The organism is Pseudomonas sp. NPDC089996 (genome assembly GCF_044748405.1).
GTDB lineage: Bacteria > Pseudomonadota > Gammaproteobacteria > Pseudomonadales > Pseudomonadaceae > Aquipseudomonas.
On sequence record NZ_JBIVGA010000016.1, the window covers coordinates 76761 to 92737 of the forward strand.

14 protein-coding genes are annotated in these 15977 nt (G+C 63.3%); 8 read left to right on the top strand and 6 right to left on the bottom strand.

The window, feature by feature from the left end; genetic code table 11:
• Positions 1-57 precede the first annotated feature (57 nt).
• The 3 genes from ACIPW4_RS23385 (at position 58) to ACIPW4_RS23395 (ending at position 1818) form a co-directional block, all read left to right on the top strand.
• Positions 58-312 (top strand): BrnA antitoxin family protein, encoded by a 255-nt coding sequence (locus tag ACIPW4_RS23385; protein ID WP_400661987.1) that lies wholly within the window; start codon positions 58-60, stop codon positions 310-312.
• A 77-nt stretch (positions 313-389) separates the two neighbouring features.
• Complete coding sequence (locus ACIPW4_RS23390) at positions 390-785, top strand: transcriptional regulator (protein WP_400661990.1); 396 nt, start codon at positions 390-392, stop codon at positions 783-785.
• A 106-nt stretch (positions 786-891) separates the two neighbouring features.
• On the top strand, positions 892-1818 hold the full coding sequence (locus ACIPW4_RS23395) for a DMT family transporter (protein WP_400661993.1): 927 nt from the start codon (positions 892-894) through the stop codon (positions 1816-1818).
• A gap of 18 nt (positions 1819-1836) precedes the next feature.
• Here ACIPW4_RS23395 and ACIPW4_RS23400 read toward each other — a convergent pair whose 3' ends face one another.
• Positions 1837-3006 carry an MFS transporter gene (locus ACIPW4_RS23400; protein ID WP_400661996.1) on the bottom strand — a complete coding sequence of 390 codons (1170 nt, stop codon included), beginning with the start codon at positions 3004-3006 and terminating at the stop codon, positions 1837-1839.
• A gap of 106 nt (positions 3007-3112) precedes the next feature.
• On the opposite strand from ACIPW4_RS23400, the gene ACIPW4_RS23405 reads away from it, so the two are divergent.
• Together ACIPW4_RS23405 and ACIPW4_RS23410 are read left to right on the top strand one after the other, a co-directional pair.
• Entirely contained in the window at positions 3113-4006 is an 894-nt protein-coding gene (locus tag ACIPW4_RS23405; RefSeq protein WP_400661999.1) for a LysR substrate-binding domain-containing protein, read from the top strand.
• A 124-nt stretch (positions 4007-4130) separates the two neighbouring features.
• Positions 4131-4259 carry a PA1414 family protein gene (locus tag ACIPW4_RS23410; RefSeq protein ID WP_256215799.1) on the top strand — a complete coding sequence of 43 codons (129 nt, stop codon included), beginning with the start codon at positions 4131-4133 and terminating at the stop codon, positions 4257-4259.
• A gap of 164 nt (positions 4260-4423) precedes the next feature.
• On the opposite strand, the gene ACIPW4_RS23415 is transcribed toward ACIPW4_RS23410, so the two are convergent.
• Both ACIPW4_RS23415 and speB read right to left on the bottom strand, forming a co-directional pair.
• Positions 4424-5803, bottom strand: coding sequence for a sodium:solute symporter (locus ACIPW4_RS23415; protein ID WP_400662002.1), 1380 nt, complete (start codon positions 5801-5803; stop codon positions 4424-4426).
• 131 nt (positions 5804-5934) lie between these two features.
• Entirely contained in the window at positions 5935-6885 is a 951-nt protein-coding gene (gene speB / locus ACIPW4_RS23420) for an agmatinase (protein ID WP_008090804.1), read from the bottom strand.
• A gap of 225 nt (positions 6886-7110) precedes the next feature.
• Between speB and ACIPW4_RS23425 the strand changes: the two genes are divergently transcribed.
• The 3 genes from ACIPW4_RS23425 (at position 7111) to ACIPW4_RS23435 (ending at position 10465) form a co-directional block, all read left to right on the top strand.
• Positions 7111-8004, top strand: coding sequence for a LysR family transcriptional regulator (locus tag ACIPW4_RS23425; RefSeq protein WP_027918723.1), 894 nt, complete (start codon positions 7111-7113; stop codon positions 8002-8004).
• 133 nt (positions 8005-8137) lie between these two features.
• Entirely contained in the window at positions 8138-9703 is a 1566-nt protein-coding gene (locus ACIPW4_RS23430) for a methyl-accepting chemotaxis protein (protein WP_400662005.1), read from the top strand.
• A gap of 162 nt (positions 9704-9865) precedes the next feature.
• On the top strand, positions 9866-10465 hold the full coding sequence (locus ACIPW4_RS23435) for a tRNA-uridine aminocarboxypropyltransferase (protein WP_400662007.1): 600 nt from the start codon (positions 9866-9868) through the stop codon (positions 10463-10465).
• A 124-nt stretch (positions 10466-10589) separates the two neighbouring features.
• Here the strand turns inward: ACIPW4_RS23435 and ACIPW4_RS23440 are convergent, their stop codons facing one another.
• The 3 genes from ACIPW4_RS23440 to ACIPW4_RS23450 all read right to left on the bottom strand — a co-directional run bounded on the left by ACIPW4_RS23440 (position 10590) and on the right by ACIPW4_RS23450 (position 15536).
• A complete protein-coding gene (locus tag ACIPW4_RS23440; RefSeq protein ID WP_400662010.1) occupies positions 10590-11942 on the bottom strand; it encodes an HlyD family type I secretion periplasmic adaptor subunit in 1353 nt (450 codons plus the stop codon).
• A gap of 9 nt (positions 11943-11951) precedes the next feature.
• Positions 11952-14087 carry a type I secretion system permease/ATPase gene (locus ACIPW4_RS23445; protein WP_400662051.1) on the bottom strand — a complete coding sequence of 712 codons (2136 nt, stop codon included), beginning with the start codon at positions 14085-14087 and terminating at the stop codon, positions 11952-11954.
• A gap of 75 nt (positions 14088-14162) precedes the next feature.
• Positions 14163-15536: a TolC family outer membrane protein gene (locus ACIPW4_RS23450; RefSeq protein WP_400662013.1), complete on the bottom strand. Its 1374-nt coding sequence runs from the start codon at positions 15534-15536 to the stop codon at positions 14163-14165.
• Between the last annotated feature and the right edge of the window lie 441 nt (positions 15537-15977).

Consider the following 15977-nt stretch of genomic DNA (forward strand, 5'->3'; position numbering starts at 1 on the left):
GATAACGTCATTCGCATTATCTCAGCACGAAGAGTCACCAATGGGAGGCCAAACTTTATGACCAAAGCATCGAAAACTGGTTGGAGCCGATTGGCTCAAATGGACGATAAAGACATCGATACCTCGGACATTCCTGAACTTGGCGAAGATTTCTTCCGTGAGGCCGAGTTGCGGGTTCCAGCGAAGCAGACAGTGACCATTCGCCTGGATTCCGATGTCCTTGCGTGGTTCAAGGAGCAGGGTTCGGGATATCAGACGCGGATCAATCAGCTGCTGCGTCAGTACATGCAGGCGCACCAACGCCAACGCTGAGATTTTTCGGAACGCTCGCATCACCTGTCAGGTCCCAACCTGTGTACCCCCTTCGTCCACAGCAGGAGGCCATCTCCATGAGCAGCACCTACGACTGGGACCTGATCGAGCGTTTGCTGCACGAGGTGCAGAACGGCGCCGGTCACAGCTTCACTCCACGCCCCTATGCCGAGCAGCACGCTGCGGCGCTGGCCGCCGAGGGCCAGCCGCTGGGTGACATTGACCACCTGAAAACCCGCGCCTGCGAGTATGAAAAGCTGCTGTTCGAGCGCGGCTTCATCGAGAGCCGAGCGCCGGAGGATGGCGGCAACGGTGAGAATTTCGTGCTCACCGAGCGCGGTTCCCGCTTGCTCAGCCTGATCGACAGCAGCATTCCGGGCTTCGAGCACCCACGCCAGGTGCTGGATGAGCAGGAGGATGCACTAGACGAAGCCACCTTCGAGCAGGTGTCGGCCAAGGCACAGATCGCTTGAGGTCGTTTTGAGGCTGGCAAGGGCAGGCCAGGAAACCCGATAATCGGTACTCCTTGTCCACTGCCGAGCCCTTGCCGATGCCCTCGATCACCCTAAAGGCCCACTCATGAGCGTGGCCCGCAAGAACCCCGACGCCTTTGCCTTCCAGGTGATGCTGGGCCTGTGCCTGATCTGGGGCTGCCAGCAGGTGCTGATCAAGACCGCTGCGGTGGATATAGCGCCGGTGATGCAGGCAGCCCTGCGCAACTGCATTGCTGCTGTGCTGGTAGGGTTGATGATCTGCTGGCGTGGCGGTTGGGAACAGGTGGGCAACACCTGGCGGGCCGGCCTGCTGGCTGGCGGCTTGTTCGGGCTGGAGTTCCTGTTCATCGCCGAGGGCCTGAAGCTGACCTCGGCGGCTCACATGTCGGTGTTCCTCTACACGGCACCGGTGTTCACGGCACTTGGCTTGCACTTCATGCTTCCAAGCGAACGGCTGCGGTTGCTGCAATGGCTGGGCATCCTGCTGGCGTTTGCCGGGATTGCGATGGCATTCGCTGGGGGCATGTCATTTGCCGAGATGGATGGGCACATGCTGCTGGGCGATGCCTTCGGCGTGCTCGCCGGGCTGGCCTGGGGCGCGACCACGGTGGTGGTGCGCGGCTCGCGCCTTTCGGAGGCTCCAGCAACCTTGACCTTGTTCTACCAGTTGGCGGTGGGTTTTGCCGGATTGCTGTTGATCGCCTTGGTCAGCGGGCAGATCGGTGATGTGACATTGACGCCGCTGGCGCTGGGCAGTGTGCTGTTCCAGGGGATCGTCGTGTCGTTCATCAGTTACCTGACCTGGTTCTGGTTGCTGCGCAAGTATCTGGCCTCCAACCTGGCGGTGTTTTCGTTCATCACGCCTCTATTCGGGGTGACCTTCGGCGTGGTGTTGCTGGGTGAGCCGTTGAGTCTGAACTTTGTGCTCGGCGCGGTCATGGTGCTGCTGGGCGTGATCCTGGTCAGTGCCGAGCCTTGGGTGAAGCAGCAATTGCGCAAGTACGTAGGCTGATCTGTTGTCCTCCAAGGTTCAGGCTGTCCGGGTTGCCGCCTGGCAACCCTGAACGCTCCGGCCCCCGGTCAGGACCAGTACACCCGCCACTCCCAACCCAGCCGCTGCCAATATCAACGCCGGCTGCAGACTCCCGCCGTAATGGTTGCTCAGCGCCGCCAGCAACGGCCCACTCAACTGCCCCAGGGCAAAGCACGCGGTCAGCAGCCCGGCGTTACGCTGCGTGGCATGCGGCGCCAGTTCCCGCGAGCGCTGCATCACCAACTGCATGCAAGCGAGGAACGGCCCGCCGCACAGCACCACGCCCAGTGCCAGGCCAACACCACCGCCCATCAGGCAGGCCAGTACCCCCAGGCCCTGCAACCACAGGGTGACCGTCAGCCAGGCCGAAGTCCTGCCTGCCCGGCGCAGGATCACCAGCACCACGCCGAGCGCTGCTGCCAGGCCGAACGCTGGCCAGAACAGGTCAGCCATCCAGTTGCCGCGGAACTGCTGGCTGGCCATCTGCGACAGGAAGGTCGCCGGCAGGATGTAGCCCACGCCGTACAGGGCATAGACCAGACCCAGGCGGCCGATGCCGACGCTGCGGGTGGCACCCGGCTGCAAGGCGGGCGCGACGACGGCAGGTTGCAGGGCGCGAGGCAGCCAGGGGCGCACGGCCAGTAGCATGACCAGGGCGGCAACGGCATAGATCAGCCACAGAGCCGCCGAACCCAGCCCCAACAGGTGCGCAACCAGTGCCAGCAAACCCGTCAGCGCAATACCGAATCCGGGCCCGGCAAACACAATCGCACCGAGGCGCTGACGGTTGTGGGCATTGGCCACTTGCTGGCTCAGGCTGGTGATCATCACCAGCACCCAGGCACTGGCCACGCCAGTTCCGAAGCGCAGCAGCAAATGGCTCCAGAAGCCGTTTGCAGCCCAGGAGGCCAAAGTCAACAACACGCATAACCACAGGCCACCGTGCAGGCGCAGTTTCACCTGGCTCGGCCGCCGGGCGTACATGGCGTCCACCGCGCCGATGAAGTAACCCAGGTAGTTGGCTGCCGCAACCAGCCCGGCGGCGGTCAGGTCGAACTGGCCTTCAGAGATCAGTTGCGGCAGTTGCGGGGTCAGGGCGAAGCGCCCGATGCCCATGGCCATCATCAGCGCCACGGCACTGGCCAGCAGTTGTACGAACGGCGACATGGGTATTCTCCTGCGCGAATCAATGCGATGGATGGCAGGTTAGGGTGTGTTGACTTTCATTAAAATTGAATAATGATGATCAAGTTGTTCTGTTTTGGAGAATAATGTGGAATTCAGCCAGCTGCGCATCTTCCAGGCCGTGGCAGAGGAAGGTTCGGTAACCCGCGCCGCCGAGCGCCTGCACCGGGTGCCGTCGAACCTGTCGACGCGCCTGCGCCAGCTCGAGGAGCAACTGGGGGTGGAACTGTTCCTGCGGGAACGCCAGCGCCTTCAGCTGTCGCCCGCCGGCAAGGTATTGCTGGATTACGCCAACCGCCTGTCGGCGCTGCGCGATGAAGCCGTGGCGGCAGTGCAGGGCGGCCAGCCGGCGGGTGATTTCGTGCTGGGTACCATGTACAGCACCGCCGCCATCCACTTGCCAGCGCTGCTGGCGCGCTACCACCAGCAGTACCCGACAGTGAACCTGCAGGTCCAGGCGGCACCGAGCGGCGACCTGCTTGAAGGCCTGCTCAGCCATCGCCTGGATGCGGCGCTGGTGGACGGCCCGCCGAGCCTGGCCGGGCTGGATGGCGTGCCACTGTGTGATGAAGTGCTGGTGATGATCACCAGCCCCGAGCACCCGGCGGTGCGCAGCGCCAGGGACGTGGCGGGCAAGGCGGTGTTCACCTTCCGCCAGGGCTGTTCCTACAGAATGCGTCTGGAAGCCTGGTACGCCCATGACCACACGCCGATGGGGCGGGTGATGGAAATCGAGTCGTACCAGAGCATGCTGGCCTGCGTGATCGCCGGGGCGGGGGTGGCCTTGATGGCGCAATCGATGCTGGACAGCCTGCCCGGGCGCGATCGGGTTCACGCTCATCGCCTGCAGCCGCCCTTCGATCACGCAGAGACCTGGTTGATGTGGCGCCAGGGCATGTGCGGGGCGAATTTGCAGGCCTGGATCGACTTGCAACAAGGCGAAACGATTAGCCAGTCGTCGGAATGCGCCGTTTCCGCTTGATCCGCGTCAAACTAGCCCATATCTGTAGGAACAAGAGCATGCGTAAGATAGGACATCGGGCTATGATCTGTATGAAACATCGCAGGATTGAATTGCCGTGAGGCTGACCCGTCAAGGGGGCACTATGAAAAACCAAATGTTCAACTGGCTCCACGACCTGGCCGTCGCTTTGGGGCTGATTCCACCACCCTTGCAGCCGGTGCCGATCCCGACTGATGAAGAGCAGCGCAAGCGCCAGCCGCGCCGTCGCTGAAATGCAAAAGGCCGCAGCATCGTTCAGATGCCGCGGCCTTGTTGTTTCCGCTGCAGTTGCATTGACTGCACCGGCCTCTTCGCGGGTATTACACAGACCTTGAAGGCGGTGGAGTACCTGTGGGAGCGGGTTCACCCGCGAAGAGGCCAGTACAGGCTGGAAAATCAGGCCATTTTCACTTCACCCACCGGCTTGCGCGACAGCACGCTCACCAGCACGAAGCTCACCAGGCCGACCGCCAGGCTGTAGTAGATCGGCGTGTTGGCATCCAGCCCGTCCTTGAACATGAAGAACAGTGCGGTGGCAAAGCCCAGCGACATGCTGGCAATGGCGCCTGCGGTGGTCGCACGCTTCCAGAAGATCGCACCGATCAGCGGGATCAGCATGCCGCCGACCAGCAGGTTGTAAGCCAGGGTCAGGGCGTTGATCACATCGTTCACCGCCAGGGCGATACCCAGCACCACCAGGCCGGTGAGCAGGGTGAACAGGCGGCTGACGCCCAGGCTCGACGCCTTGCCGCCACGCAGTTTGGGCAGCAGGTCTTCGGTCAGGGTGGTCGAGGCTGCCAGCAGGCCGGCACTGGCAGTCGACATCATGGCTGCCAATGCCGCCGCCATCAGCAGGCCACGGATGCCTTCGGGCAACTGGCCTTTGATCATCTCGGCAAAGGCATTGTTCGGATTGGCCAGGTCCGGCATCAATACATGCGCGGACATGCCGATCAGGGCGCACGCCAGGCCGTACAGCACGCAGTACACACCGGCGGTGGTGCCGGCGCGCTGGCAGACCTTCTCGTCACGGGCGGTGAACACCCGCTGCCAGATGTCCTGGCCGATCAGGATGCCGAAGAAGTAGATCAGGAAGTAGGTGATGATGGTGTCCCAGCCGATGGTGGTCCAGCTGAAGCTGGCCGCCGGCAGCTTGGCCACCAGGGTGTCCCAGCCACCGGCCTTGTACAGGCAAACCGGCAGCAGAATGAACATCAGGCCAACGGTCTTGATCACGAACTGGACGATGTCGGTGAGGGTCAGCGACCACATGCCGCCGATGGTCGAATACACCACCACCACACCACCGCCGAGCAGCAGCGACGCCCAGAACGGCAGGTCGAGCAGCACTTGCAGCACGGTGGCCATGGCCAGGGTCGAAGTCACGCCGATCATCAGTGCATAGGCCAGCATGATGGCTGCGCTGGCCTGGCGGGCCATGGGGTTGTAACGGCGCTCCAGCACCTGGGTGACGGTGTAGATCTTCAGGCGCAGCAGCGGTTTGGCGAGGAACAGGTTGAGGGCGATGATGCCCAGGCCCAGGGCTGCGCACAGCCAGAAACCGGAGATGCCGTGGACGTAGCCCAGGCGTACGGTGCCGACGGTGGAGGCGCCGCCGAGCACGGTGGTGGCCATGGTACCCATGTACAGGGTCGGGCCGAGGTTGCGCCCGGCCACCAGGTAGTCTTCCTGGGTTTTCGCGCGCCGCATGCCATACCAGCCCAGCCCGAGCATGCCGGCGGTATAGATCATTACAACAATGATGTCCAAGGCCATTGGGGGTCTCCCGATTATCTTTATTATGGCGAGATCGACCGCGCAGGCGTTTCACGGCGCCCGGCGGTCTTGTCTTGTGTTGGCGGGCCTCAGTGGCCCTCCCTCATGGCTCCTGCCGGGGTAAAACGATGTCAGCGACGCACGACGCCCGGCAGCACGCAGAGCATCTCGAACAGCAGGTTGGCGCCGAGCAGCGAGGTGTTGCCGGTGGTGTCGTAAGGCGGGGAGACTTCGACCAGGTCACAGCCGATCAGGTCCAGGCCGTGGCAGCCGCGAATGATCTCCATCGCCTGGATGGTGGTCAAGCCGCCAATTTCCGGAGTACCGGTGCCTGGGGCCCAGGCCGGGTCGATGCCGTCGATGTCGAACGACAGGTATACCGGGCCGCCGCCGACCTTTTCACGCACTTCGGCCATCAGCGGTTCCAGCGACTTGTGCCAGCACTCTTCGGCCTGCACCACACGGAAGCCCTGGCGGCGGCTCCAGTTGAAGTCGTCGGCGGTATAGCCTTGGGCGCGCAGGCCGATCTGCACTACGCGGTCACAATCGAGCAGGCCTTCTTCCACGGCCCGGCGGAAGGTGGTGCCGTGGGCGATCTTCTCGCCGAACATGTGGTCGTTGACGTCGGCGTGGGCATCGATGTGCACCAGGCCGATCTTGCCGTGCTTCTTGTGCAGGGCACGCAGGATCGGCAAGGTGATGGTGTGGTCGCCACCCAGGGTCATCGGGATGACATTGTGCTCGACGATCTCGTCGTAGGCTTCTTCGATGATGCGCACGGCGTCGAGCAGGTTGAAGGTGTTGATCGCCACGTCACCGATGTCGGCCACCGACAGCGAGTCGAACGGGGCGGCACCGGTGGCCATGTTGTAGGGGCGGATCATCACCGATTCGGCGCGGATCTGCCGCGGGCCGAAACGGGTGCCGGAGCGCAGCGAGGTGCCGATGTCCAGCGGCACGCCGATGAACGCGGCGTCCAGGCCTTGGGCACTTTGCAGGTGGGGGAGACGGAGCATGGTGGCGATGCCGCCGAAACGCGGCATTTCGTTGCCGCCCAGTGGTTGATGGAGAACTTTGTCCACGGTGGGCCTCATCAGTCGGTCGATTGTTTTGTTTGTTCGAACCTGTGCCGCCGCACGCCTTTGAAATCTGGATATGCCGGCGGGCAGGGTCATTTCGGCCAAGTCTGCTCAAGGTAGTGCGCTGGAAAAATCGCTACCGGCAAATACTTACTTCAGGATTTTCTGAACTAAAGCCTGCAGGAGCGGTTAGACTGCGCGCCAACACCCCAGCGGAACCGTTGCACCATGGCCTCGACCTTGCCCGACCTGAAACTGCTGCGCATCTTCGTCAGCGTGGTGCGCCACCAGGGCTTCGCCAACGCCCAGCGTGAGCTCAACCTGTCGACTTCGGCCATCAGCACCTACATGAGCCAGCTCGAAGGCGCCTTGGGTATCGTCTTGTGCCACCGCGGCCGTGGTGGTTTCAGCCTGACCAGCAAGGGCGAGCTGTTCCACCAGGAGACGCTGCGCCTGCTGGCCGAGCTGGATGGGTTCGAACAGTACGCAGCGGCGCTCAAAGGCGAGCTGCGCGGCACTCTCAACCTCGGCGTGATCGACTCCACCGTAGGCGATCGCGCGCTGCCCCTGGCCGAAGTGATCGGCGCCTACAGCCAGGAACACCCCGCCGTGCACCTGCACCTGTCGGTATCCAGCCCTTACGAACTGCAGCTGGGCGTGCAGGACAATCGCCTGGACCTGGCCATCGGCGCGTTCTCCTCGCGCATGAGTGGCCTGCTTTATCAGCCGCTGTACCGCGAGCAGCACTGGTTGTATTGCAGCAGCCGGCACCCGCTGTTCGCCGAAAGGCGCATACCAGAGCAGGTGGTGACCCAGCAGCGGATGGTCGGGCGCGGTTACTGGAGCCAGGCCGAGCTGGCCCGGCATGGCTTCAAGCACAGCGCGGCGACGGTCGAGAGCATGGAAGCACAGCTGATCCTGATCCTTTCCGGCGCCTACATCGGCTACTTGCCCGAACACTATGCCCAGGCGTGGGCCGACAAGGGGGACTTGCGGGTGCTATCGCCAGCTACTTTCGGCTATCAGGCGCCATTTTCGCTGATCATCCGCAGGGGGCGGAGCCGTGAGCCCCTCATACAAACATTCCGGGACCTGCTCAAGAGCCAGTTGTATGTCGGTTAGTGGGTTTTAAATTGTCTGACAATCCGACGGGTCGCTCTAAATTAATCACCAACCTGGCCGCTAACTCTTCCACGCTCTGCTAGATATTTAGTTGCGCTGCTCCCCTTATCCCATCTTCGAAGGACCGTTCAAGATGCGCATGAACTTGCCCGTCACTGAGCATGAAAGAACCTTTTCCGGTGATCAGCGCCTCATTTCCACCACGGATCTCAACAGCCGTATCACCTACTGCAACGACGCCTTCGTGGCGATCAGCGGGTTCACCTACGACGAGCTGGTCGGCCAGCCGCACAACCTGGTGCGTCACCCTGACATGCCACCGGCGGTGTTCGGGCACATGTGGGAAACGCTCAAGCAAGGTAAACCCTGGATGGGTGTGGTCAAGAACCGCGCCAAGAACGGTGATTATTACTGGGTCAGCGCCTACGTCACGGCGATCTACGAGAATGGCCGAATCAGCGGTTACGAGTCGGTGCGTTCGGTACCGACCCGCGAGCAGATTCGCCGCGCTGAAGCGCTTTACGCACGGCTGCGGGACGGCAAGTCACCGGTGCCCTGGGCCGCACGCCTGGGTCAAGGACTGGGCCATGGTTGGCCATTGATCGGTGCCGGTGTGCTGTCGGCTGCCGGTTACCTCTGGTTGCCACCTTACGCGGCGTTGGGCCTGTTGATGGCCAGCTTGCTCGTGGCCTGGTTCTTGATCGAACAACGGCAGGACCGGGGGATCCGGCGTACCCTCGACGAACACCCCAAGGCGTTCACCAGCCCACTGGTAGCCCTGACCTACAGTGACAACCCTGGCCTGCAGGGGCAGCTCGACCTGGCCATCATCAGCGAAGAGGCGCGGCTGCAAACCGCGCTCACCCGCCTGGTGGATGCCGGCGTCGGGGTGAAGTCGCGCGCTGCGCAATCGGCCGACCTGTCCGATGCCCAGGCGCAGATGCTCGATCGGCAACGCAGCGAGACCGACCAGTCGGCCACGGCCATCGCGCAGATGGCGGCGACTATCCAGGAGGTGACGCACAATGTGCAGAGCACCGCCCACGCTGCCGGTGATGCCGACCAGCTGGCCCAGCACGGCAGCGAGCTGGCTCAGCAGAGCCTGAAGGCCATGGGCAGCATGAGCGAGGCGGTCAGCGATATCGGCCAGGCGGTCAACGCCCTGGCCGAACAGACCCAGTCGATCGGCAGCGTGGTGGATGTGATCACCTCGATTGCCGAGCAGACCAACCTGCTGGCGCTCAACGCGGCGATCGAGGCGGCCCGGGCGGGCGAGCAGGGCAGGGGCTTTGCCGTAGTCGCCGACGAGGTGCGTTCGCTGGCCCAGCGCACGCGCTCTTCCACTGACGAGATCCACCAGATCATCGCTTCACTGCGTGCCGGAGCCGAGCGGGCGGTGAGCAGCGCCAGCCGAGGTGAGCAGATTTCGCGGGACAGTGTGCAGAGTGTCGAGGCGGTGCAGGCGGCGCTGGCCGGGATTGCCCAGGCGGTCAGCCGCATTACCGGCATGAGCCAGCAGATGGCCACGGCATCGGAACAACAGAGTTTTGTGGCCGAGGACATCAACCAGCAGATCGTGAGGATTGCCCAGCTGTGCGACCAGAGCGCAGGGCAGGCCAAGCAGGGGGCCGAGATCAGCCAGGACCTGGAGCGCATGGCCGAGTACCTGCATAGCCTGGCAGAGCGGTTCAACCGCTGAGCCCCAAGGGGCTGCTTTGCAGCCCATCGCCGGCAAGCGCGGCTCCCACCAGAAAAGGTCTGTGCAGGCCACCCTGTGGGAGCCGCGCTTGCCGGCGATGGCCCGCAAAGCGGGCCCAAAATTCCGGCCTGTGGCAAAATCCGTCTACCAACGGAGACCCCCATGCCCAGACCCCGCTGCGAACGCTGCCAGCGCCCGCTCGACCATTGCCTCTGCCCACTGATTCCCAGCCTCGACAGCCGCACCCGCGTGGTCCTGCTGCAGCACCCCAGTGAAACCACCCACGCCCTGAATACTGCTCGCCTGGCCGCATTGGGCCTGGTCAATGCCGAGCTGCGAGTGGGCGAAGTGTTCACTGATCTTGCCGAGTTGCTGGCAACCCCAGGCTATCGGCCCGTGCTGCTGTTCCCAGGCGAGCAGGCGCAAGCGCTGACAGCTTACGGCGAGACGGACGACAGGCCGTTCATGTTGATCGTGCCTGACGGCACCTGGCGCAAGGCGCGCAAGCTGCTGTACTTGAATCCGTTGCTGGAGGCGCTGCCCAGGGTGACGCTGGCACAGGTGGCGCCATCACGCTACCGTCTGCGCAAGGCGCCGGAGCCGGGGGCGTTGTCGACCATCGAGGCGGTGGTGCAGGCGTTGAACGTGCTGGAGCGACCCGACAGTTTTGATGAGTTGCTCCGGCCGTTCGAGGCGTTGATCGAGGGGCAGATCAGGGCCATGGGCGCTGATGTGTTCGAGCGGAACCATGGTGAGGGCTGAGAGAGGCCTGCCATGGCATTTTCAGCGCCTGTGAGATCGAGCGCCGCCCGCGCGGCGCTCGATCTCACAGGCGCCGAATGCGTAGTGGCGGACACCGGCCTGCGCCAACTCAATCACCAGCCAATCACCTCTCCCGCAACGCCTCAGTCCGTGCCTTGAGCACCGGCTTGAGCAAATAATCCAGCACACTCTTCTGCCCGGTAATGATATCCACCGTGGCCACCATCCCCGGAATGATCAGCAACGGCTTGTTGTCCCCGCCCAGGTGGTTCTTCTCGGTCCGCACCTGAATCAGGTAAAACGCATTGCCCTTGTCATCGGTGACGGTGTCGGCGCTGATCAGCTCCAGCTTGGCCTTGAGCCCGCCGTAGATGGTGTAGTCATAGGCACTGAACTTGACCATCGCCGGTTGCCCTGGGTGCAGGAAGGCCACGTCCTGCGGGCGCACCTTGGCCTCGATCAGCAGGTTGTCCTCGATTGGCACGATCTCCACCAGGTCGCTGCCCGGCTGCACCACGCCGCCGATGGTGTTGACCTTGAGCAACTTGATGATGCCGCGCACCGGTGACACCACCGTGGTGCGGTTGACCCGGTCGTCGATGGCGATGCTGGTGGCGGTGATCTTGGAGAGTTCGGTGCGCTTGTCGTTGAGCTCCTTGGCAGCGTCCGAGCGGAACCCGGCGTCGGACTCTTCGATCTTGCTCTTGATCTCGGCGATCGCCGCCTCGGCACGGGGGATGGCCAGGCTGGTGGCGTTGAGCTGGCCGCGGGCTTCCACGGTGCGTTGCTTGAGGCGCAGGATCTCCACCGGGGAAATGGCGCCTTTGCTCACCAGCGGCGCCGACATGTCCGTCTCCTGCTGCAGCAGTGCCACGGCCGAGCGGTACTGCTCGACCTTGGAACGGAACTCGGCCAGTTCCTGGTTCTTCTGCCGCAACTGTTCGTTGAGCGTCTGTTTTTCGCTGGCCAGGCGCCGCTGGCGCGAGCTGTAGAGGGCTAGCTCGTCTTCGGCGACCTGAGGCGCCTTGGCGCGCACTTCGTCCGAAAGCACGAACGGGCGGCCTTCGGCTTCGGCCGACAGGCGCTCGACCTGGGCGGTCAGGGCATAGCGGTCGGCTTCGCTTTCACCTTTGTTGGACTTGAACCGGGTGTCGTCCAGGCGCAGCAGGGTGGCGCCTTTCTCGACCATCTGGCCTTCGCGCACGAAGATCTCGGTGACGATACCGCCTTCCAGGTTCTGCACCACCTGCACCTTGCTCGACGGGATGGCCTTGCCCTCACCGACGGTCACTTCGTCGAGCACCGCCAGGCTGGCCCAGGCCAGCGCCACCAGCAGCAGCGCTGCGGCCAGCCACACGGTCAGGCGCGACAGGCGCGGCGAGTCCTGCAGGGTGGCACCGGCCAGTTCCGGCATGTAGTCGCGTTCGGCCCGTTTGTCGGTGCCCTGGCTGCTGCGGATGTTTTGCGTGAGAGGCATGTTGAACTCCTACAGGGCCGAGCCGATACGGCCCTTGCGCAGGGCATCGACGACCGCATCCTTCGGCCCGTCGGCGACGATCTTGCCGTTGTCCAGCACCACCAGGCGGTCTACCAGGCTGAGCATCGAGGTGCGGTGGGTGACCAGCAGCACGGTCTTGCCCGGCACCCATCCCAGCAGGCGCTGGCGCAGTTGCTCTTCGCTGCTGTTGTCCATGTGGCTGGTGGGTTCGTCGAGGATCAGGATCGGTGGCTCCAGCAGCAGGGCACGGGCCAGCAGCACGGCCTGGCGCTGGCCGCCGGAGAGCAGCTGGCCACGCTCGCCCACCGGGCGGTCGAAGCCGTTCGGATGTTGCCGGGCTAGCTCGCTGACACCGGTCAGCTCGGCCACCTCGAGCATGCGCGCATCGCTGATGTGGCGCGCGCCCAGGGTCAGGTTGTCGCGCAGGCTGCCGGCCAGCAGTGGCAGGTCGTGGGCGACGTAGCCGATCTGGCTGCGCAGGTCGGTGATGTCCAGTTGACGCAGGTCGAGGTTGTCCAGCAGCACCTGGCCTTCGTCCGGGTGATGGAAACCCATCAGCAGGCGGCCCAGGGTGCTCTTGCCCGAGCCGCTGCGGCCAATGATGCCGATGCGCTCCCCGGGGGCGATGGCCAGTTGCACATCCTGCAGGGCAGGGCTCACCTGCCCGGGGTAACGGAAACTGACGTGGCTCAGCGCCAGGCCGCCCTTGAGCGTGGTGTGCTCCAGCGCCTGCTGGTCGGGCTGGCGCTCCTGCGGCAGGGCCATCAGCGCGTCGGTACTGCGCATGGTCAGCTGTGCTTGCTGGTAGCGGGTGATCAGCCCGGCGATCTGGCCGAGCGGGGCGAGCACGCGGCTGCCGAGCATGTAGCTGGCGACCAGCGCACCGACGCTGAGGTTGCCGGCAATGATGCTGTACACCCCGGCAACGATGGTGGCCATGCCACAGAACTGCTGGATGAACAGCGTGCCGTTGCTGGCCAGCGACGACAGGTTGCGGGCGTGGGCGTCGAGGCGGGCCATGGCGGCGTTGGTGTGTTCCCACTGGTACTGACGCTCGCTTTCGGCGCCACAGGCCTTGAGGGTTTCCAGGCCGCCCAGGGTTTCGATCAGCAGAGCCTGGCGCACGGCACCCAGGCTCAGGCTTTTCTGCACGGTGTCGCGCAGGCGGGCCTGGATGATCAGCGCAAAGCCCACCGCCAGCGGGAAGGCGATCAACGGGATGAGCACCAGCCAGCCACCGAGCAGGCCAATCACCAGCAGCATCAGGGCGACGAAGGGCAGGTCGATGATGCTGGTCAGGGTGACCGCAGTGAGAAACTCGCGCAGGCCCTGGAAGTCATGGATGCTCTGGGCGAAACCACCGATGGTAGCGGGCTTGGCCTTCATGGCCATGCCGGTGATGCGTTCGAACAGGGTGGCGGAGAGGATCAGGTCGGTCTTCTTGCCGGCCTGGTCCAGCAGGTGGGCGCGGACCATGCGCAGCACCAGTTCGAAGGCGGTGCCGATGAACAGGCCGGCGACCAGCACCCACAAGGTCGACAGTGCCTGGTTGGGCACCACACGGTCGTAGGTCTGCATGACGAACAGTGGCACCATCAGGCCCAGCAGGTTGATCAGCAGGCTGGCCAGCAGGGCGTCGCCATACAGCCAGCGGGAATGGCGCAGGGTGTCGCGGAACCAGGCGTTGACCCGCGGCAATAGCGGTGAGCGCACGTCCTCCAGGGTATGCCGCGGGCGAGCGAACAGGGCGTGGCCGCTGTAGGCCTGCTGCAGCGCTTCACGCTCGACCCATTGCTCGCCACCTTCGGCTTCGCAAGGCAGTATCAGCGCCCGGCCGTCATCGCCCCAGCGTTGCAACACGGCGCTGCGGCCATTGTCGAGCAACAGCAGAACGGGCAGGTTGAGCGCCGAAATATCATCCAGGCCCCGTTCCAGCACCCGCGCTTGCAGGCCCGCACGTGCTGCGGCCCGGGGTAGCAGTTCGACGCCCAGGCGCTGCTGGGCCAAAGGCAGGCCGCTGCACAGGCTGGCACGGCTGGCCGGGCGGCCGTGCAGCCGACACAGAATCAGCAAGCCATCGAGCAGTGGGTCATCGACATCCGGACGCGGTTGCGCGCTTTGCATACTGGTCACGATGGCCTACTCCCGCCAGAGTGGATGGGCTTGCTGTGCGGCGATCCGTGCCAGTGCGTGTGACGCTTAGCGCATCTCGGGCAACCTGGCCTCGGTCCTGACCTCGTTGTTGGCGATCGCCTCCGGTGGTAGCGAAATGCGTTGCTTGCTCAGCAGTTCCCCCATGGTGGCCAGCACCCGGTACATCGAAAACTCTTCGGTGTAGCGCACTTCGGTGTAGCGGCGGTTGGCGTTGTACAGTTCGTTCTCGCTGTCGAGCACGTCGAGCAGGGTGCGCTGGCCAAGGCCGAACTGGTCCTGGTAGGCCGCGCGTACGCGCTGGGTGGTTTCGGCGTACTCACGCGCGGTCGGGGTCTGCTTGCGGGCGTTGTTCATGGCGTTCCAGGACAGGCTGAGGTTTTCGGTCAGCTCGCGCAGGGCATTGTTGCGGATGTCCAGGGCCTGGTTGATCTTGTGCGCGTCGGATTGCAGCCGGGCTTTGTCACTGCCGCCACGGAACAGGTTGTAGTTGAGTTCGACGCCAGCCTGCCAGTCGTTGTTGCTATGGCCCTTTTCGCCGCCGATGTTGTTGTTGGCGCCGGTGGCCAGCACTGCGTCCAGTCGCGGGTAGAACGGTGACTTGGCCACTTCGTACTGCTGTTCGGCAGCGTTGACGTCGGCCTGGGCCGACTTGAGGTAAGGGTTGTTCTGACGCATGCCTTCACGGGCCTCGTCGAGCGTGGTGGGTACTTCGACCTTGATCGATTGTGGCCCTTCAAGCTCGTCAGGCACGCGTCCGACCACGCTGTAAAAGTTGGCTTCGGCATCGGCGAGGTCGACTTCGGCGGTGTCCAGGTTGTTTTCTGCCAGGGCGCGACGGGCGCGGGACTGGTCGAGGTCGGCGGTGCTACCCACGCCGCGCTCGCTGCGCAGGCCGATCTGGTCATTGACGCGCAAGTGTGCCTGCAGGTTGTTCTTGGCCAGGTCCACCAACTCTCGACGCTTGAGCACCTCCAGATACACCTCGACGGCGCGCAACGCGACATCCTGGGCAATGGCCTGGGTGTAATAGGCGCGAGAAGTCGCCACCGCTTCGGTACGGCCCACTTCATTGGCGGTGTTGAAGCCGTCGAAGATCATCTGCCGCAACCGCAGTTCGGACTGTGTGTAATTGAGCGTTTCCTTTCTGTGGTCGCTCGTACCGTCCGGGTTGAGACCGCGGGTGTTCAGGTTGTCCGAGCGCTGGCGCCCATAACCCGCCACCAGATCCACTGTCGGGTAGTAGCCACCACGGGCGAATTTGACATCCTCATCGGCCGAAAGCTTGCTGTTGCGGTTGGAACTGATCTGTGGGTGGTAATCCACGGCACTCTGCACGGCTTCGTTGAGGGACATGGCCTCAACGTTCATGCATGCCATGGCTACCAGCATTGCACTGGCGAGGGGGGTTAAAACGCGCATGGGGTTACTTCTCCCTGGTCACAAAATAAGTCCTGCTATTCGCCAAAAAAATGGCGAAATTTATAATTCAAACCGTTTCATGTTTGTAACAAGAGCTAAGAACATTTAACGCGCGAGCTAAGAATTTTTTTTCATAACACCTATGCGAAAAAAAACTTATGCGGTCTAACGAAAGCAAGACATTGTTTCATTCAAGTGATTTGGCGAGCCGCTGCATTGCACGGCCTACAAGCACTGCAGCGAGTTCCAGATTTTTTACAGCTAAGGACACGGGACGGTTAGGTGATTGGAGTATTTGGCGACAAAAAATTGGCATGCATTGATGGCCAAATTACATTATTACTATCGCCAAAGTAGTGCCTGAGAGAACGATTCTCACCATTGAGATCATTCGGACTCCATGCCCACACCTGCCTGCGCAATGTCATTGGCTGAGGTAGC